Raw genomic sequence first — 17,452 nt, 5'->3', positions numbered from 1 at the left:
GGGGGCGGGCGCAGCCGCGGCGCCACGGCGGCGCCGTCCGCCCCGGCGCCGTCGCCGTCCGCCGCGCCGTCCACGCCCCGCGGGGCCACCAGCGGGTCCAGCATCTCCAGGACCGTGTGCCCGGCGGCCGCCGCCTGCGCCGCGCTGCCGGTGCGTCCCCCCGAGATGTCCAGGATGAGCGAGGGCGTGCGCGGCAGCCAGCGGGCCAGCTGCGCCGCCGCCACCGCCCAGTAGAACGACCAGTACAGCGTCAGGGACCGGCCGTCGCCCGGCGCGGCACGCAGATCCGCGACGCTGGGTTCGGGAGGTTGCGCCGGCAGCGGTAGCAACGGGTTTGCTCCTGTTCTCGCCCTTTATGTGACTTCTTCCCCGCGGGTGCCGCGCGTCACCCTCGGCGGTTCCCGGGAATCGCCCGCCCGGGAATCGACGCGGCCGTCCGCGCGTTGCACCGTCTCACAACCGTCCGCGTACGGGTGCCCTCGACCCGCGAGACGAGCGAACCGTCCAGAAGGGGCCACGGGCGCGCCGTACGGGAACCTTGACGCACAGCGGAGGTGCTGCCCGATGACCACAGCCGTTGCCGAGCATCCCCGGGGGGACACCGCGGTGCAGCCGCCGGCCGCCCCCGACGGCACGGCCCGGCTCCGCAGCCCTATATCGTCTGTGGCGTACCGCGCCGTCGGAGGCGCCGTCACGGACGAGGGGGGTGGTCAGGTGGCCGCAGCGGAGCGCCAGCAGAGCGAAGACCGCCTGGCCCACCCGGCGCAGGGGAACGGGGCGCTGGACCCGCAGGCGGCCCCGGAACGTCCGTCGGGCGCCTCCGAGACCGTGGAGGAGCGCCGGGAGCGCTTCCAACGCGACGTCCTGCCGTTCCTCGATCCCCTGTACTCGGCCGCGCTGCGCATGACGCGCAACCCCGCGGACGCGGAGGACCTCGTTCAGGAGACCTTCGCCAAGGCGTTCGCGTCCTTCCACCAGTTCCGGGAGGGCACCAACCTCAAGGCGTGGCTGTACCGGATCCTCACCAACACCTTCATCAACTCCTACCGCAAGCGGCAGCGGCAGCCCCAGCAGTCGGCGACCGAGGAGATCGAGGACTGGCAGCTGGCGCGCGCCGAGTCGCACACCTCCAGCGGCCTGAAGTCGGCCGAGGCCGAGGCGCTGGAGCACCTGCCCGACACCGACGTCAAGCGGGCGCTGCAGAACCTGCCGGAGGAGTTCCGCATCGCGGTGTACCTCGCCGACGTGGAGGGCTTCGCCTACAAGGAGATCGCCGAGATCATGGGCACGCCCATCGGTACGGTGATGTCCCGTCTGCACCGGGGGCGGCGGCAGTTGCGCGGCATGCTGGAGGACTACGCCCGGGAGCGCGGGTTGACCCGGGCGGGGGAGGGATCGTCATGAGCTGTGGCGACCACCACGAGACGCCGTGCAGCGAGGTGCTGGCCAGGGTCTACGCCTACCTGGACGGCGAGCTCGACCAGCAGGGCTGCGGCGAGGTCAAGCAGCATCTGGACGAGTGCGGGCCGTGCCTGCGCGAGTACGGCCTGGAGGAGGCCGTCAAGAAGCTGGTCGGCAAGTCCTGCGGGTGCGAGCCGGTCCCCGCCGACCTGCGGGCCAAGGTGATGAGCCGCATCGAGCAGCTGTGCGGGGAGCTCAAGGCCGCCGAGGCCGTCGGCGAGGAGACCCCCGAGCCCGCCGCCGGGGAACAGAGCGCCGAAAGCCGCGCGGCGGAGAAGCAGACCGCCGGGAAAGCCGAGCGGCACCCCGCCGACTGATCTAGGGTTTCGGCGTGCTCGTACTCGTCACCGGCGCGGCCGGGTTCATCGGGTCCCATCTCGCCGACCGGCTGCTGGCCGACGGCCATGAGGTCATCGGGGTCGACGACTTCTCGTCGGGCGGCAACGTGCGCCCGGGAGTCGAGATGTGGCGCATGGACGTGACGGACCCGGCGCTCGCCGACCGCGTCGCCGCCCGCCGCCCCGAAGTGATCTTCCACCTGGCCGCGCAGGTCAGCGTGCGCGCCAGCGTCGCCGACCCGCTGCACGACGCGCGCATCAACGTGCTGGGCACCGCCAACGTGCTGGAGGCCGCGCGCGCCGGGGGCGCGCGCAAGGTGGTGTTCGCCTCCAGCTGCGCGGTGTACGGGGTGCCGGACGCGCTGCCCGTCCCGCCCGACGCCGAGCTGCGGCCCGCCTCCCCGTACGCGGCGTCCAAGGTGTCCGGCGAGATCTATCTGCGCATGTACCGGGCGCTGCACGACGTGGACTTCACCATCCTGACGCTGGCCAACGTGTACGGCCCGCGGCAGACCCCGGACGGCGAGGCCGGGGTGATCTCGATCTTCACCGACGCGCTGCTGTCGGGCCGGCCGACCCGGGTGTTCGGCGACGGCACCCAGACCCGCGACTACGTGTACGTGCTCGACGTGGTGGACGCGTTCGCCCGCGCCGGCGGCGAGGCGGGCGGCGGCGGCCGCTTCAACGTCGGCACCGGCCTGCAGACCGCCGACCGGGAGCTGCACACCCTGGTCGCCCAGGCGGTGGGCGCGCCGGACGAGCCCGCGTTCGCCCCGCCGCGGCCGGGCGACCTGCCCGCGATGGCCGTCGACCCGGCGGAGACCGAACGGGTCCTCGGGTGGCGGCCGAGAACGTCGCTGCGGGACGGCCTCGCCGCGACCGCCGCGTGGGCGCGCGAGCGGGCGGCCGCAGGGGGCGCACGGGAATTGTGATCACCAAAGGTGACGATTAGTTCACGCTTTGCTCACGATTCGCCGCATGCCTGTGTGACCTGCGCCGCTCGCGTTAGGCTTGTGCCGGAATCAGCGACGGGAGCACTCGCATGCCCCGGCGGCCGGGTCGCGCGCTGCCTGGGCGCTCGGGGGCGGTTTCACGGGGGGAGGCGAATGCCATGCGCAAGCGTGTGAGGACGGCCGGGCTCGACCGGGCCCGGGGCGCCTCGTCGTCGCTGAGAATGCCCGAGGGCGTGTCCTGGGTCTAGGTGGGGCACCGGCGCCACCGGCCCCGGCGGCGGCCCACGTTTCCGTTTCCCGAAAGGGCGGCAATGCGTGGACTACCACTGGCTGCCTGGGCGTACGTCTGCGGCGTGGTCGCCTTGGCGACCGGGCTCATCGCGACGTCGTCGTTCGGCGAGCTGGACTGGTCGAAGCTGGCGGTGCTGGCCGTCCTGTTCTGGGTCTGCGACTCGGCGCCGGCGCTGCTCAACGTCGAACGCGCGCGGGTCTCGCTGAGCTTCGCCGCCAGCCTGGCGTCGGTGGTGCTCCTCGGGCCCGCCGGGGCCGCCCTGCTGGGCCTGTCGGCCGTGGTCAACGGGCAGCGGCTGTTCGCCCCGGTGAAGCGGCTGTTCAACGGCGCCCAGTTCGCGCTGTGCGGGTACGCCGCGGGCACCGTGTTCGACGTGCTCGGCGGCGATCCGCCCCGTCCCGGCCAGGCCGACTGGGTGGAGCAGGTCATCGTCCCCTTCCTCGGCGCCCTGGTCACCTTCGTCGGCGTCAACCTCCTGCTGATGGCGGGCATCCTGCTGCTGTCCAAGCAGGCCGCGCCGCGCGAGCTGGTGCGCGAGAGCCGCCAGCTGTCGGTGGGATGCCTCGGCTACGGCATGTTCGGCCTGCTCATCGCGGGCCTGTGGCAGCACGTCGGCACGTTCGCGGCGGTGCTGGTGCTGCTGCCGCTGTTCATCGCGCGCTGGGCGCTGGAGCAGACCCACGCCCAGCAGAAGGCCCACGCGGCCACGCTGGCCGCCCTGTGCCAGGCGGTGGAGACCAAGGACTACTACACCCGCGGCCACTCCGAACGGGTCTCCCGCGGGTCGGTGATGATCGCGCGCGAGATCGGCATGCGGCCCGACCGGGTGGAGGCGATCCGGTACGCGGGCATGCTGCACGACGTGGGCAAGCTCGGCGTCCCCACCAAGGTGCTGCAGAAGGCCGGGAAGCTGACCGAGGAGGAGTTCGCCGCGATCCAGCTGCACCCGATGCGCGGTCTGGAGATCGTCCGGGAGATCGGCTTCCTGGACGAGGCGCTGGCCGGGATCATGCACCACCACGAGCGGGTGAACGGCACCGGCTACCCGATGGGCCTGGCCGGCGACGAGATCCCCGAGTTCGCCCGGGTCATCTCGGTGGCCGACGCGTTCGACTCCATGACCTCCACCCGCTCCTACCGGCCCGCGCTCAGCATCGACCAGGCCGTGGAGGAGCTGCGCAAGTGCGCCGGCGAGCACTTCGACCCGGTGATGGTCGAGGCGTTCCTGCGCGCGCTGGAACGCGAAGGCTGGGATCCGCCCGACCCCGTCGTGCCCCCCGACGACGACGTGGCGGAGACCACCTCGCAGGACCACGACGACCCCAGCGCCCCCCTCCGGGTGGCCGGCGGCGGAGCGCGGCGGTAGCGGGATGGAGGCGCGTCGGTCCAGGGCCGCCTGGCAGGCGGTCGACACCGAGCGGCTGCTGCTGGTCGCCGCCGCCGTGCTGTGCGTGACCGCCGCCGTCGCGCAGGTCGCGGCGGTCGGCCTGGAGCAGCCCCGGGTCGCGGTGATCTTCGGGGTGCTCATCGCGCTGGGCGAGCTGTTCCGCATGGTGATGCCCGGCAACCGGGAGGTCGCGCCGATCGCCACCGCGGGCGCCCTCGGCTACGCCCTGCTGGTCGGCGTCGGCCCGGAGAACGCCCCGCCCGGGGCGCTGCTCGGCGTCCATCCGGCGCTGCACTCGCCGCTGCAGGTGGTGGCGGTGACGGCGGTCGGCATGCTGGTCGGCTCGCTGCCGCACGCCGCGGTCGGACGGATGCCGCGGCCGGACGCCATGGCGCGCCGGCTGCTGTGCGTCGCCGTGGTGGCGCTGTGCTTCCGCCCGCTGCTCGGCCTCGACCTGGCCTGGCAGCTCCTGCTGGCGGCGATGGGCCTGACCGTGGCGATCGGCTGCTTCACCGACGTGGTGATCGCGGCGGTGATCCGCGCCGAGGCGGTGCGGGCCCGGTTCGGCATCGCGCTGCGCGACGAGATCCGCGCCAAGACGGCGCTGTGCGCGGCGACCAGCGCCACCGCCATGCTCATCGCGGTCGCCACCACCGTGCTGGGGCCGGTCGCGCTGGCGGTGTTCACCGCGCCGATCCTGGTGACGCAGTTCGCCTTCCGCCGGTACGCGGGTGTGCGCGCCACGTACCTGCAGACGGTGCGGGCGCTGTCGCGGGTGACCGAGGTCGGCGGCTACGTCGAGACCGGGCACTCGCGGCGGGTGTCCCGGCTGGCCGTGGGCATGGGCCGCGAGCTCGGCATGTGCGAGGAGGAGCTGCTGGAGCTGGAGTACGCGGCGCTCATGCACGACATCGGGCAGCTGTCGCTCGGCGACCCCATCCCCGGCGGCGCCACCGTGCTGGCCTCGCCCACCGAGCAGCGCCGCATCGCCGAGCTCGGCGCCGAGGTGATCAAGCAGACCGGCGTGCTGGACCGGGTGGCGCACATCGTCCGGCTGTCCTCGCACCCGTACCGCACCGGCGCGACCGCCGAGGGCGGGGCCGCGGCGTCGTCGCCGCGGCGCGGCAAGGGCGACAAGGGCGAGGCGGCCGCCGCGGGCGCCGACGGCGGCGCGGAGCGGCCGGCGCCGCCCCCGCTGGCCAGCCGCATCATCAAGGTCGCCAACGCCTACGACGACCTGGTCGGCGACTCCTCCGACCGCGACCGCGCCGCCGCGGTGCTGGAACGGCTGCGGCTGGACTCGGCGTCCGAGTACGACCCCGCCGTGGTGGAGGCGCTCAGCCGCGTCCTGGAGCGCGGCTCCCGCCCGTAGCCGGGACGGCCGCGCGACGCGGGCGGGCGGGCGCGGCGGCGGGGCGGCGGGGCGACAAAATTACCGGCCGGTATTTGTCGCTCGCGCGCCCGGACGGCCGCCCGCGCGGGCATTAGGGTCGGCCACGTCCGATCCGTCGCGCCGTCGCGTACCGGGGAAGCCGCGTACAGGTGGAAGGAGAACCCCCTGGTGTTCGAGTCCGTGCTCGTGGCCAACCGCGGCGAGATCGCCAGTCGGATCATCCACACCGTGCGCGCGATGGGGCTGAAGGCCATCGCGGTGTACTCCGAGGCCGACGCCGACCTGCCGTACGTGGCCGAGGCCGACGAGGCCATCCTCATCGGCCCGCCGCAGCCCGCGCGCAGCTACCTGGACGCGGCGCGCATCCTGGAGGCCGCGCGCCGCACCAATGCGCAGGCGGTCCACCCCGGATACGGGTTCCTGGCGGAGAACGCCGCGTTCGCCCGCCAGGTGATCGACGCGGGCCTGGTGTGGATCGGCCCGCCGCCGCTGGCGATCGCCCGGATGGGCGACAAGATCAACGCGCGGAACCTCATGAAGGAGGCCGGCGTCCCGGTGGCGCCCGGCGTGTGGGAGCCGGTGCCCGACGCCGACACCGCCGTCGAGGAGGCCGAGCGCATCGGCTACCCGGTGATGGTCAAGGCCGCGGCGGGCGGCGGCGGCATCGGCATGGCCGCCGTGCGCGACGAGGCGGGCCTGCGCGCCGCGTTCGAGACCGCCCGCACCCGCGCCGAACGGTTCTTCGGCAGCGCCGACATCCTGCTGGAGCGGTACGTGGAGCGGGCCCGGCACGTGGAGGTGCAGATCCTCGGGCTCGCCGACGGCACCGTGGTGGCCCTGGGCGAGCGGGACTGCTCGGTGCAGCGCCGGCACCAGAAGGTGGTCGAGGAGACCCCGTCGCCGGGCGTCACCGGCGAGCTGCGCGAGCGCATGCTCGCCGCGGCGGTGCGCGCCGGGGAGGCGATCGGCTACCGCGGGGCCGGCACGGTCGAATGCCTGGTCGACCCGGCCACCAAGGACTTCTTCTTCCTGGAGATGAACACCCGGCTGCAGGTGGAGCATCCGGTGACCGAGCTGGTCACCGGCATCGACCTGGTCGAGCAGCAGCTGCTCGTCGCGGCGGGGGAGCCGGTGTCGTTCACCGAGATCGACCCGCGCGGGCACGCGATCGAGCTGCGCGTGTACGCCGAGGACCCGGTGCGCTTCCTGCCCGGCCCCGGCACGATCGAGGTGTGGGAGGAGCCGGTCGGCGAGGGCATCCGCATCGACGCCGGCTACGCCGAGGGCAACACCGTCACCCCGCACTACGACCCGCTGCTGGCCAAGCTGTGCGTGCACGCCGAGACGCGCGGCGACGCGGTGCTGCGGGCGCGCGCGGCGGTCGGGGCGTTCCGCATCGAGGGCCCCAAGACCAACCTGCCGTTCCTGGCCGAGCTGCTCGACCGTCCCGAGTTCGCCGACGGGTCCTACGACACCGGGCTCGTCGGCCGGATGCGCGGACGCTAGCCCGCCCCCGCGCGGGCTCGCGGCGCACCACCCGTCGACCCGCGGCGCGCCTCGCCCGCTCCGGGCGCGCCCGCCGAACCGTCCCTGGCACTGTCCGAAGGGCATTTTCGAAGGAAGGAACCGCCGTGGCCGACGTGCACGCCGAGATGGTGGCGAACGTGTGGAAGGTGACCGCCGCCGAGGGCGACCAGGTGAACGAGGGCGACACCCTGGTGATCCTGGAGTCGATGAAGATGGAGATCCCGGTGCTGGCCGAGGAGGCGGGCACCGTCGCCAAGCTCGCCGTCACCGAGGGCCAGGTCGTCCAGGAGGGCGATCTGATCGCCGTCATCGAGTAGGACGCCCGCGCCGTGGAGACGTACTGCGACCGCTGCGGGGGCCCGGAACGCGAGGGCGACCACCGGCGGTGCCGCGCCGCCCGGCGGATGGAGCCGCCGCGCTACTGCACCCGGTGCCGCCGCCGGATGGTGGTGCAGGTGACGCCGATGGGCTGGACGGCCCGCTGCTCCGAGCACGGCACGCTCACCTCGGCGTGATCCCCCCGGCCGCGGTCACAGCGGCATGTGGTAGGCGAGCAGCCGCACACCGTTGTCCAGGGTCCAGTCGCGTTCGGGCGTGCGGCGGAACCCCATCCGCTCGTACATGCGCTGCGCCGCCGGCATGTTGGCCTGCGTGACCAGGCGCAGCCCGCGCAGCCCGGCGGCGCGGGCGCGGTCCAGGCACGCCTCGACGAGGGCGCGGCCCGCGCCCCGGCCGCGCGCCCGCTCCCGGACGGCGAGCATGCGGAACTCGGCCTCGTCCGCGCCGGCGACCACCGCGTACCGGCTGCCGGGCGGGCAGTAGGCCACCGCGCCCACCACCTCTCCGGCGACCTCCGCCACGAGCAGGTCGGTGTGCGCGGCGCGCCCCGCCGCGTCGCGCAGCTCGGGCACGTAGCCGGAGTCGGGCTTGACCATGCCGCCGCCGACGTAGACCTCGACGGTGAGCTCGCCGACGAGGTCGTACTCGTCCGGGCGGGCGCTGCGGACGGTCACCGGGCCGCGCAGGACCGACGTCTCAGACACCTAGGGCCCTCCCTGGGAAGATCGGAACCGGCCCCAGGGTACGCACGGCGGCCGGGGTCAGGCGCGGGCGAGGTCGGCGCAGGTCTCCTCGTCCGGCAGCAGCGGCCGGAAGCGGACGGCGTACAGGCGCCCGTCGCTGCGCCACGCCGTGTCGAAGCGGTTCTGCGCGGCGAGGCGCGCGGCGGTGGCGGCGTCGCGTCCGGTGAGCACCGTGCACAGCCGGCCGGCGGCGCGCTCGCCGCGGCCGAGCGGGGCCAGCGGCCAGGCTCTGACGCCGTGCGCGCCGGTGTCGGCGCCGACCCGTCCGGCCAGGACCGCGACCCTGGCGGGCCGGTACGGGCGGCTCGGTCCCGCCTGGTCGCTCGCGGCCCAGCTCGGCGGGTGCAGCCGGTCGAGGAACCGCACCGCCGGGTCGTCGACCCCTTCGGGGTGGACGATGCGGGTGCGGGCGCCGCCCATGGTGATCTCCACGATGAAGGCGTCGGCGACCTGCTGCCGCGGCGCGCGGGTGCGCGACCGGGCGAGCCCCGCCGCGCGGGCCTCGTCCAGCAGTCGCCGCAGCGCGTCGGGCGTCAGCCGGTACTCGGTGGCGGTCTGGGCGTGGGCGCCTTGGGCGAACACCGCGCGGCCGTCGGCGTACAGGGAGAAGTCGGGGAGCGCGCCGGGCCCGCCGAGCCCGGCGATGCCGCCGGTCCGCCGCCAGCGCAGGACGAGGCGTTCGGCGGGAGCCCGGTCGGTCTGCCGCGCCGACGGCGCGGGCGACGGCGCGGCGTCGGGCGTGCCGTCGTGCGGACCGCAGGCGGCGAGGGCGATCGTCCCCGCCAGCGCCGCCGCGGCCCCCGTCGTGCGCGCGAGCCCGGCCATGCAAGTGGGACGTGCCGCGGCGCCGCGGGGTTCCCTGACACGCCGCAGTGGAACCATGACATTCCGCGGCGTTCCGGGAGCTGCGCGTGAACCCGCGTACAAATTCCCCTGGCCAAGACTGTGGAATTCGGCGAGGGCACCGCCGAAGGGGCGCGCGCTAGGGTGCCGGTCGTGAGCGTGCTCGTGGTGACCGGAACCTGTACGGGCGTCGGCAAGACGATCGTGACCGCGGCGCTGGCCGCGCTGGCCGCCGCCCGCGGGGCCTCGGTGGCCGTGGTCAAGCCCGTGCAGACCGGCGTGTCCCCCGGCGAGCCCGGCGACCTGGACGTCGTCGGACGGCTGGCGGGCGTGGACGACCTGCACGAGTTCGCCCGCTTCCCCGATCCGCTGTCGCCCGCCGCGGCCGCCCGCCGCGCCGGACGGCCGCCGGTGGCCCTGGCCGAGGTCGCCGGCCGCATCCGCGAGCTGGCCGAGACCCGCCGGCTGGTGCTGGTGGAGGGCGCGGGCGGGCTGCTGGTCCGCTACGACGAGGAGGGCACCACCGTCGCCGACCTGGCCCGCTGGCTGGGCGCGCCCGCCCTCGTGGCGACGCGCCCGGACCTGGGCACCCTCAACCACACCGCGCTGACCCTGGAGGCCATGGCGCACCGCGGCGTCCAGCTCGCCGGCGTGGTGATCGGCGCGTGGCCGGACGAGCCCGACCTGGCGATGCGCAGCAACGTGCCGGACCTGGAGACGATCGCCGCCCGGCCGCTGGCCGGGGCGCTGCCCGCGGGCGCGGGCGCGCTCGACCCGGCGGAGTTCCTGGTGACCGCGCACCGCGCGCTGGCGCCGGCGTTCGGCGGCTCCTTCGACCCGGCCGCCTTCCGCCACGCCCAGGGCGTCCCCGTCCGCTGACCCGACGTGCCGAGCCGATGGTCCGCCCAGCGAGCACGAACGCCGCATCGACCCAGGCGTCAACCCAGGAAGGAAGGTAGGGGTCCGTGACCGACATCCTCGAGGTCGCCCGCCGCCAGGTGCTGGAGGAGGGCAGGGGGCTGTCCGCCGAGCAGGCCCTGGAGTGCCTGACGCTGCCCGACGAGCGGCTCGACGACCTGCTGGCGTTGGCGCACGAGGTGCGGATGCGCTGGTGCGGACCGGAGGTCGAGGTCGAGGGCATCGTCTCCGTGAAGACCGGCGGCTGCCCGGAGGACTGCCACTTCTGCTCCCAGTCGGGACGGTTCGACTCGCCGGTGCGGTCGGCGTGGCTGAACATCCCCGAGCTGGTGGAGGCGGCCAAGGAGACCGCCCGCACCGGCGCCACCGAGTTCTGCATCGTGGCGGCCGTGCGCGGGCCCGACGAGCGGCTGATGGCGCAGGTCCGCGAGGGGATCAAGGCCATCAACGACGGCGTGGAGATCAACATCGCGTGCTCGCTCGGCATGCTCACCCGGGAGCAGGTGGACGAGCTGGTCGCGATGGGCGTGCACCGCTACAACCACAACCTGGAGACCGCGCGGTCCCACTTCCCCAACGTGGTCACCACCCACACGTGGGAGGAGCGCTGGGAGACCTGCCTCATGGTCAAGGAGGCGGGCATGGAGCTGTGCTGCGGCGGCATCATCGGCCTGGGCGAGACGGTCGAGCAGCGCGCCGAGTTCGCCGGGCAGCTCGCCGAGCTGGAGCCCGACGAGGTCCCGCTGAACTTCCTGGCGCCCCGCCCCGGCACCCCGTTCGCCGACCGGCCGCTGGTGGAGGGCCGCGAGGCGCTCAAGACGATCGGCGCCTTCCGGCTGGCGCTGCCGCGCACCCTCCTGCGCTACGCGGGAGGCCGCGAGCTGACCCTGGGCGACCTGGGCACCCGCGACGGCATGCTGGGCGGCATCAACGCCATCATCGTCGGCAACTACCTGACCACCCTGGGCCGCCCCGCCTCCGAGGACCTCGCCCTCCTCAGCGAGCTCCAGATGCCCATCAAGGCGCTGTCCAAGACCCTGTGACGGCCGACCGGCGAGTCCTGGTCGGACGGCGCGCTCCGGCCCGGCGCGGAGCCCGGCCCGAGGGACGGGCCCCGCGCCCGGCGGCGTCTAGTTGTTCCGGCGCAGGCGGGTCGTGAACTTGTAGCGGTCGCCGCGGTAGAGGCTCTGGGCGTATTCGACGGGCTGGCCGGTGGTGTCGATGGCGTGCCGCGACAGCAGCAGCATCGGCAGGCCCACGTCCACGCCGAGCAGCTGCGCGTCGTGCGGCGTGGCCAGCACCGTCTCGATGGTCTCCTCCGCCTCGGCCAGGTGGACGTCGTAGGCCGTGGCCAGCGTCTCGTAGAGCGACCTGTGCCGGGGCAGCTCCCGGCGCAGGCCCGGGAAGCGGCGGGCCGGCAGGTGCGAGGTGTCGATCGACATCGCCTCCCCGTCGGCCAGCCGCAGCCGGTGGATGCGCAGCACCCGGCCCCCCGGCCGGATGCCCAGCAGGCCGGCCAGGCGTTCGTCGGCGCTGACGTAGCCGATCTCCAGGATGCGGGTCTCGGGCCGCAGGCCCTTGTGCCGCATGTCCTCGGTGTAGCTGACCAGCTGCAGCTCCTGGGCGACCTTCGGCTTGGCGACGAAGGTGCCCTTGCCCTGGATGCGCTGCAGCCGCCCCTCGACGACCAGTTCGGCGAGCGCCTGCCGCACCGTGGTGCGCGAGGTCTCGTACTTCTCGGCGAGCGTCCGCTCCGGCGGCAGCGGACTACCGGGAGGCAGGGACTGGATCAGCTCGACGAGCAGCTCCTTGAGCTTGTAGTACTTCGGAATGCGCGGTGCGTTGGCCGAGTGGTGCCGGCCGATGTCGCTGAGTGGCGCCCGATCGGCTCTATAGCCGCCCCCGTGCCGGGGCCCGCCCCTGACCTCCGTCACGGTCTCTCCTAACGTTCATCACCGGTTCCCCCGATGTTACGTGTGAAGGGTACGGGGGCCCGACTCGGCGACGTCCGCCAGGGCCCGTTCTAGCGCGCCGAGGTCCTCCTCGGTCAGCGTGGCGCGGGCGGTGAGACGCAGGCAGGCGCGCCCCTTGGGCACGGATGGGGGACGGAAGCATCCGACCCGCACGCCGTGCCGCGCGCACACCCGCTGGCCCTGGACGGCCGCGTGCGGCTCGCCCAGCACCACGGGGACCACGGCCGCGGCGGGCTCGTCGGTGGTCTCCAGGCCGAGAGCGGCGGCCGCGGAGGCCATCCGCCGGGCCACGCCCCGGGCGCGGGCCGGCCGGTCCGGCTCGGCCTCCAGCACGTCCAGGGCGGCCAGGACGGCGCCCACGCTGGGCGGCGCCAGCCCCGTGTCGAAGATCATCGAACGTCCGGTGTCGACGAGCGCGTCGACGACCTCGGGCGCGCCGAGCACCGCGCCGCCCTGCGCGCCCAGCGACTTGGACAGGGTGAGGGTGAGCACCACGTCCGGCTGCCCGGCCAGGCCCGCGGCGTGCGCGGCGCCGCGTCCGCCGTCGCCGACGACGCCGAGGGCGTGCGCCTCGTCCACCACCAGCAGCGCCCCGTGCGCGCGGGCCACGCGGTGCAGGTCCGCCAGCGGCGCCAGGTCGCCGTCCACGGAGAACACCGCGTCGGTGACGACCAGGGCGTGCTCCTCCTCGCGGCCGGCCAGCGCGGCCTCGACGGCGGCGACGTCGCGGTGCGGGACGACCGCCACCCGCGACCGCGACAGGCGGCACCCGTCGATGATCGAGGCGTGGTTGCCCTGGTCGGACACCACGAGCACGTCCGGGCCGCCCAGGCCCGCCACCGCGCCCAGGTTGGCCAGGTAGCCGGAGGAGAACACCAGACCGGCGGCGCATCCGGCGAACGCGGCCAGCCGCTCGTCCAGCTCGGCGTGCAGCCGCGTGGTGCCGGTGACCAGCCGCGACCCGGTCGCCCCGGTGCCGTACGCGCGGGCGGCGGCGACCGCTCCCTCGATCAGCCGGGGGTCGCGCGACAGCCCGAGGTAGTCGTTGGACGCCAGGTCGACGAGTCCGTCGTGGTCGGCGGCCCGGGGCCGCAGCCGCCGCCGCAGTCCCGCCTCCTCGCGGCGGGCCGCGGCGGCGCGCAGCCGGTCCAGGGGATCGCGTGTCATGACCAGATCTTGCCAGGTCCCCGGGGCGCGGCACGTCGGCGGGGCGGCGGCGAGGGCCGGGCGGGCCGGTGGACGGGGCGGTCCCCGGGATCGGCGATGATGGAGCCGTGCCCACCTTGACCGACCTGGTACGCGACCACACCGACCTCACCGACACCGACCTGGAGTGGCTGCACGCCCTGGTGTCGGACTGGCAGCTGCTGGCGGACCTGTCGTTCGCCGACCTGCTGCTGTGGGTGCCGCTGCGGTCGGTGGAGGGCGGGGAGCCCACGTCGTGGGTGGCGATCGCGCAGATGCGTCCGACCACCGGCCCGACCGCCTACCCCGAGGACCTGGTCGGCCGGATCGTGCGCGCCGGGCGGCGCGGCCTGATCGACGTGGCGTGGCGGGAGCAGCGCATCGTCCGCGAGGGCGACCCGGAGTGGGGCAGCGGCATCCCCGTCCGGGAGGAGTCGATCCCGGTGCGGCGCGGCGCCAAGATGCTCGGCGTCATCCAGCGCAGCACCAACCTCAGCTCGGCCCGCACCCCGAGCCGCCTGGAGCTGACCTACCTGCAGAGCGCCAGCGACCTGGCGCAGATGATCTCGGAGGGCCGGTTCCCGGTCCCGGGGGAGGAGCCCAACCTGGTGCGCTCGCCTCGCGTCGGCGACGGGCTGATCCGGCTGGACCACGCCGGACGCGTCACCTACGCCAGCCCGAACGCGCAGTCGGCCTACCGGCGCCTGGGGTTCCCCACCGACCTGGTCGGCGAGGTGCTGGGCGAGATCACCACCCAGCTGTGCGACACCGGCGAGCCGCTGGAGGAGGCGCTGAGCGCGCTGCTCAGCGGCCGCGCCCCGCGCGAGGTGGAGGTCGAGGCGCACGGGTCGGTGATGCAGCTGCGCACCATCCCGCTGGTGGTGGGCGGCACCCGGATCGGCGCGATCGTGCTGTGCCGCGACGTCACCGAGCTGCGCTGGCGCGACCGCGAGCTGATGACCAAGGACGCCACCATCCGGGAGATCCACCACCGGGTGAAGAACAACCTGCAGACGGTCGCGGCGCTGCTGCGGCTGCAGGCCCGGCGGTTGAGCATCCCCGAGGGCCGGGCCGCGCTGGACGAGGCGGTGCGCCGGGTCGGATCCATCGCGATCGTCCACGAGACCCTCTCGCACACCCCCGACGAGCTGATCGACTTCGACGACATCGCCGATCGCGTGATCGCCATGGCGGGGGAGGTGTCGACGCCGGAGACGCGGGTGACGCCCAAGCGGACCGGCAGCTTCGGCGTGCTGCCCGCCGAGATCGCGACCCCGCTGGCGATGGCGCTCACCGAGCTGCTGCAGAACGCCCTGGAGCACGGCCTGTCCAACCGGTTCGGGACGCTGGAGGTCAGCGCGCGGCGGCGGGAGGAGACGGACGGGGCCGGGCCGCGGCTGGTGGTCACGGTCGCCGACGACGGCGTGGGCCTGCCCGCCGACTTCGACGTGGAGAGCAGCGACAGCCTGGGCCTGCAGATCGTGCGGACGCTGATCGTCGGCGAGCTGAGCGGGCGGCTGCAGTTCCGGCGGCGGGCGAGCGGCGGCACCGAGGTGCTCGTGGACGTGCCGCTCGACCAGGCCGCGATCCGCGCGCCCGCGGCGCGGGACCGGAGCATGGCGGCGCGTCCGGCGCTGAAGGACCTGAGCGCGGGGCGGCGCCGCGACGGCAGGCGGCCGTCCATGGGCGGTGCGCCCGACGGACGGGACTAGGCCGCCGCGGCCGAAAAGACCGGCGCCCGCGGCGGGCGCGGGCGCTTGGAGTCTACGGACGCGCGGGGCTCTCCGACCGGGAGGTTCGGAGGCGGCGCGTCTGCGGGAGGCCGGACGAGGGCCCGGCGGTGGCGGCGCGTGACGCGCGGCGGGTCAGACGCGGGCGTTGGCGCGGGCCCGGGCACGGGCGGTGCGCCGCCGGAGCACGCGCCGCTCGTCCTCGCTCATGCCGCCCCACACGCCGGCGTCCTGGCCGGACTCCAGGGCCCAGCGCAGGCACGCGTCGGTGACCTCGCAGCGGCGGCATACCTGCTTGGCCTCTTCGATCTGCAGGAGCGCGGGCCCGGTGTTGCCGATCGGGAAGAACAGCTCGGGGTCCACGTCACGGCAGGCCGCGCGGTGGCGCCAGTCCATGCGGTCCACTCCTTCGTCAGCGTGGGGGGACGCGCCTCCCCACTCATCTTGTGAACTGATTCACATGTCTCTCGCGGAGCACCCCGAGCCGCTCGAGGGGGATTGGGTTCAGGGGTGGTCGTTCTGGGCGCTACTCGGGCAGGGCGCGACGCGCTGAGCCCCTGCCGGTCGGCGCACTTTGAGCGTGTCAGGGCATCGTAGGAGGACGCAAGACCTTTGAGAAACGTTTCTCAAAGTATGAGTGTCGTATGTGTCACATCGGTGTTTCGACGGTGGTGCTTTGCCGTCGCCTCGTGCGTGACCTGCGTCATATGACCACGCGGACCGCTTTCGGGACGGCACGGAAGGTGATGGCGGGCGTCTCGCCGAGGTAGTCGCCGTCGAGCTGGTAGGCCACCGGCCGGGGCGACCGCAGCGTGACCTCCGCCGCGTCGTGCACGTTCACCACGTGGCGGCCCTGCACGGGACGGGCCCGGGCCAACAACATCTGCGCCACCGTGCCCAGCGCCGGGGCGACCCGCAGCGACCGCAGCGCGAACACGTCCAGGCCCTTGTTGAAGTTGGCGCGCGGACTGGGGTTCACCGGGAGCGGTCCAAGGAACGTCCACGGCGAGGTGTTGGACACGAAGGCCAGGAACAGGCCGGGGATCGGCGGGCGGCCCGGCCGCTCCAGGATGAGCTTCGGGCGCCTGCGGTCCGTCCCGGAGAAGAAATGCTCGAGCGCCGTGCGCACGTACAGCGCCGCGGGCGCGCGGCCGCCCTTCGCGCGCCGCCGCTCCACCTCCCGGACGACCTCCGCGTCCAGGCCCACCCCGGCGTTGAAGGTGAAGTACCGCTCCGGGCCGTCCGGCAGGCGCGCCGCGCCCAGCCCCACCGTGCGGTGCCGTCCGGCCCGCAGCCCCTGGAGCACCTGGCGGGTCGCCCCGACCGGATCGCCCGGCAGGCCCAGCGCGCGGGCGAACACGTTCGCGCTGCCGCACGGCACCACGGCCAGCGCGGGCAGCCGCCCCGACGGACCCTCGGCCAGCAGCCCGTTCACGGCCTCGTTGACGGTGCCGTCGCCGCCGAGCACCACGATCGCGTCGTAGCCCTCGTGCACGGCCTTGCGGGCCAGATCCGTGGCGTGTCCGCGGTGCCCCGTCTCGGCGAGGTCGATGTTCAGGTCGCCGGTGAAGGCCCGCAGCATGATGTCGCGGGCCCGCCGCGTGGTCGAGGTCGCCTTGGGATTGGCGATGAGCATGGCGCGCACGGCGTTCAGCGTATCCGTGCCCGGGATAGGGTTGCGGGTTGTGTCGAAGCGTCCCATCACCGTGCACGGCGCCGCCGCCCTCGTGGCCGCCGAGGGCGCCGTCGCGACCGGATTCGGGCTGTTCACCGGGTACGAGACCGTGATCGGCGCGGCCGTCGACCCGGCCACCGCGATCGCCGTGACCGTCCTGGCGCTCGGGGCCGGGGCGGGCATGTTCGGCTGCGCCCGCGGGCTGCTGCGGGGCGCCGCCTGGAGCCGTTCGCCCAGCGTCCTGGTCCAGCTGTTCGCCCTCCCGGTCGCCTGGTCGCTGTGGCAGAGCGAGCAGTACTGGCTGGCCGTTCCGCTGGGCCTGCTGGCCGTGGCCTCCCTGGTGCTCCTGCTGAGTCCGCCGACGACCGCGTGGCTCGTCCACGAGGAGCAGGCCGGAGACGACGACACCGGGCAGGCCGCCGCGAAGCGGCCGGGGGCCGGCAAGGCCGTCCGGGACGGTGACGCGTCCGGCGCCCAGACGGGCGGCGGCGAGAAGGGCGAGGCCGAGACCGCCGCCGGGAAGCGGACGGCCGGCGGCAAGAAGCCGCGGCGCGGCGGAAAGCGCTAGAGAGAAGCTCGGAGGCGGCGGCCGACCCGCGTCGGCCGCCGCCCCCCGCGCGCTGTCGCGGCGGTGCTCATGGCCCGGTCTCGTCGTGCCGGCGGGCCTGCACTCGGCACGCACCGAGCGGGCCTCC

17 protein-coding genes and 2 pseudogenes are annotated in these 17,452 nt (G+C 74.6%); 12 read left to right on the top strand and 7 right to left on the bottom strand.

All coding sequences use genetic code 11. The annotated features are described in order from the left end of the window. Positions 1-329, bottom strand: a pseudogene (locus tag AR3_RS01395) (class I SAM-dependent methyltransferase); the annotation flags it as partial. 451 nt (positions 330-780) lie between these two features. Here AR3_RS01395 and AR3_RS01390 point away from each other — a divergent pair. The 8 genes and pseudogenes from AR3_RS01390 to bsaP all read left to right on the top strand — a co-directional run bounded on the left by AR3_RS01390 (position 781) and on the right by bsaP (position 7,866). Next, positions 781-1,404 carry a sigma-70 family RNA polymerase sigma factor gene (locus tag AR3_RS01390; RefSeq protein ID WP_067907137.1) on the top strand — a complete coding sequence of 208 codons (624 nt, stop codon included), beginning with the start codon at positions 781-783 and terminating at the stop codon, positions 1,402-1,404. Continuing rightward, positions 1,401-1,673 (top strand): annotated as a pseudogene (gene rsrA / locus AR3_RS31945) (mycothiol system anti-sigma-R factor); the annotation flags it as partial. The gene AR3_RS01390 and the pseudogene rsrA, both read left to right, overlap by 4 nt. 119 nt (positions 1,674-1,792) lie before the next feature. Continuing rightward, on the top strand, positions 1,793-2,731 hold the full coding sequence (locus AR3_RS01380; RefSeq protein ID WP_067907090.1) for an NAD-dependent epimerase/dehydratase family protein: 939 nt from the start codon (positions 1,793-1,795) through the stop codon (positions 2,729-2,731). A gap of 332 nt (positions 2,732-3,063) precedes the next feature. Beyond that, a complete protein-coding gene (locus AR3_RS01375; RefSeq protein WP_067907088.1) occupies positions 3,064-4,410 on the top strand; it encodes an HD-GYP domain-containing protein in 1,347 nt (448 codons plus the stop codon). A gap of 4 nt (positions 4,411-4,414) precedes the next feature. Beyond that, a complete protein-coding gene (locus AR3_RS01370) occupies positions 4,415-5,803 on the top strand; it encodes an HD-GYP domain-containing protein (RefSeq protein ID WP_067907086.1) in 1,389 nt (462 codons plus the stop codon). Between the two features lie 189 nt (positions 5,804-5,992). Continuing rightward, positions 5,993-7,330, top strand: coding sequence for an acetyl-CoA carboxylase biotin carboxylase subunit (locus AR3_RS01365; RefSeq protein WP_067907084.1), 1,338 nt, complete (start codon positions 5,993-5,995; stop codon positions 7,328-7,330). Positions 7,331-7,455: 125 nt separating this feature from the next. Then, positions 7,456-7,668, top strand: coding sequence for a biotin/lipoyl-binding carrier protein (locus tag AR3_RS01360; protein WP_083950817.1), 213 nt, complete (start codon positions 7,456-7,458; stop codon positions 7,666-7,668). A 12-nt stretch (positions 7,669-7,680) separates the two neighbouring features. Beyond that, positions 7,681-7,866 carry a biotin synthase auxiliary protein BsaP gene (gene bsaP / locus AR3_RS01355; protein ID WP_067907082.1) on the top strand — a complete coding sequence of 62 codons (186 nt, stop codon included), beginning with the start codon at positions 7,681-7,683 and terminating at the stop codon, positions 7,864-7,866. A gap of 15 nt (positions 7,867-7,881) precedes the next feature. Here the strand turns inward: bsaP and AR3_RS01350 are convergent, their stop codons facing one another. Further along, positions 7,882-8,394 (bottom strand): GNAT family N-acetyltransferase, encoded by a 513-nt coding sequence (locus tag AR3_RS01350; protein WP_067907080.1) that lies wholly within the window; start codon positions 8,392-8,394, stop codon positions 7,882-7,884. Between the two features lie 57 nt (positions 8,395-8,451). Beyond that, positions 8,452-9,258 carry a hypothetical protein gene (locus AR3_RS01345; RefSeq protein WP_067907078.1) on the bottom strand — a complete coding sequence of 269 codons (807 nt, stop codon included), beginning with the start codon at positions 9,256-9,258 and terminating at the stop codon, positions 8,452-8,454. Positions 9,259-9,429: 171 nt separating this feature from the next. On the opposite strand from AR3_RS01345, the gene bioD reads away from it, so the two are divergent. Then, complete coding sequence (gene bioD, locus AR3_RS01340) at positions 9,430-10,155, top strand: dethiobiotin synthase (protein ID WP_067907133.1); 726 nt, start codon at positions 9,430-9,432, stop codon at positions 10,153-10,155. Between the two features lie 86 nt (positions 10,156-10,241). Next, positions 10,242-11,237 carry a biotin synthase BioB gene (gene bioB, locus AR3_RS01335; RefSeq protein WP_067907076.1) on the top strand — a complete coding sequence of 332 codons (996 nt, stop codon included), beginning with the start codon at positions 10,242-10,244 and terminating at the stop codon, positions 11,235-11,237. An 87-nt stretch (positions 11,238-11,324) separates the two neighbouring features. Here the strand turns inward: bioB and AR3_RS01330 are convergent, their stop codons facing one another. After that, positions 11,325-12,128 carry a GntR family transcriptional regulator gene (locus tag AR3_RS01330; protein ID WP_083950816.1) on the bottom strand — a complete coding sequence of 268 codons (804 nt, stop codon included), beginning with the start codon at positions 12,126-12,128 and terminating at the stop codon, positions 11,325-11,327. A gap of 36 nt (positions 12,129-12,164) precedes the next feature. Further along, positions 12,165-13,334: an 8-amino-7-oxononanoate synthase gene (locus tag AR3_RS01325; protein WP_067907074.1), complete on the bottom strand. Its 1,170-nt coding sequence runs from the start codon at positions 13,332-13,334 to the stop codon at positions 12,165-12,167. Between the two features lie 107 nt (positions 13,335-13,441). Between AR3_RS01325 and AR3_RS01320 the strand changes: the two genes are divergently transcribed. Next, positions 13,442-15,064 (top strand): sensor histidine kinase, encoded by a 1,623-nt coding sequence (locus AR3_RS01320; RefSeq protein ID WP_083950815.1) that lies wholly within the window; start codon positions 13,442-13,444, stop codon positions 15,062-15,064. 153 nt (positions 15,065-15,217) lie between these two features. Here the strand turns inward: AR3_RS01320 and AR3_RS01315 are convergent, their stop codons facing one another. Together AR3_RS01315 and AR3_RS01310 are read right to left on the bottom strand one after the other, a co-directional pair. Next, a complete protein-coding gene (locus AR3_RS01315; RefSeq protein WP_067907129.1) occupies positions 15,218-15,478 on the bottom strand; it encodes a WhiB family transcriptional regulator in 261 nt (86 codons plus the stop codon). Between the two features lie 307 nt (positions 15,479-15,785). Further along, on the bottom strand, positions 15,786-16,718 hold the full coding sequence (locus AR3_RS01310; RefSeq protein WP_313819562.1) for a diacylglycerol/lipid kinase family protein: 933 nt from the start codon (positions 16,716-16,718) through the stop codon (positions 15,786-15,788). Positions 16,719-16,767: 49 nt separating this feature from the next. Between AR3_RS01310 and AR3_RS01305 the strand changes: the two genes are divergently transcribed. Continuing rightward, on the top strand, positions 16,768-17,325 hold the full coding sequence (locus tag AR3_RS01305) for a hypothetical protein (RefSeq protein ID WP_174545399.1): 558 nt from the start codon (positions 16,768-16,770) through the stop codon (positions 17,323-17,325). The last annotated feature ends 127 nt before the right edge of the window (positions 17,326-17,452 follow it).

Source organism: Actinomadura rubrobrunea NBRC 15275 (genome assembly GCF_001552235.1).
In the GTDB taxonomy this organism is placed as follows: domain Bacteria; phylum Actinomycetota; class Actinomycetes; order Streptosporangiales; family Streptosporangiaceae; genus Spirillospora; species Spirillospora viridilutea.
This window is presented reverse-complemented; position numbering and strand designations above follow the sequence as displayed.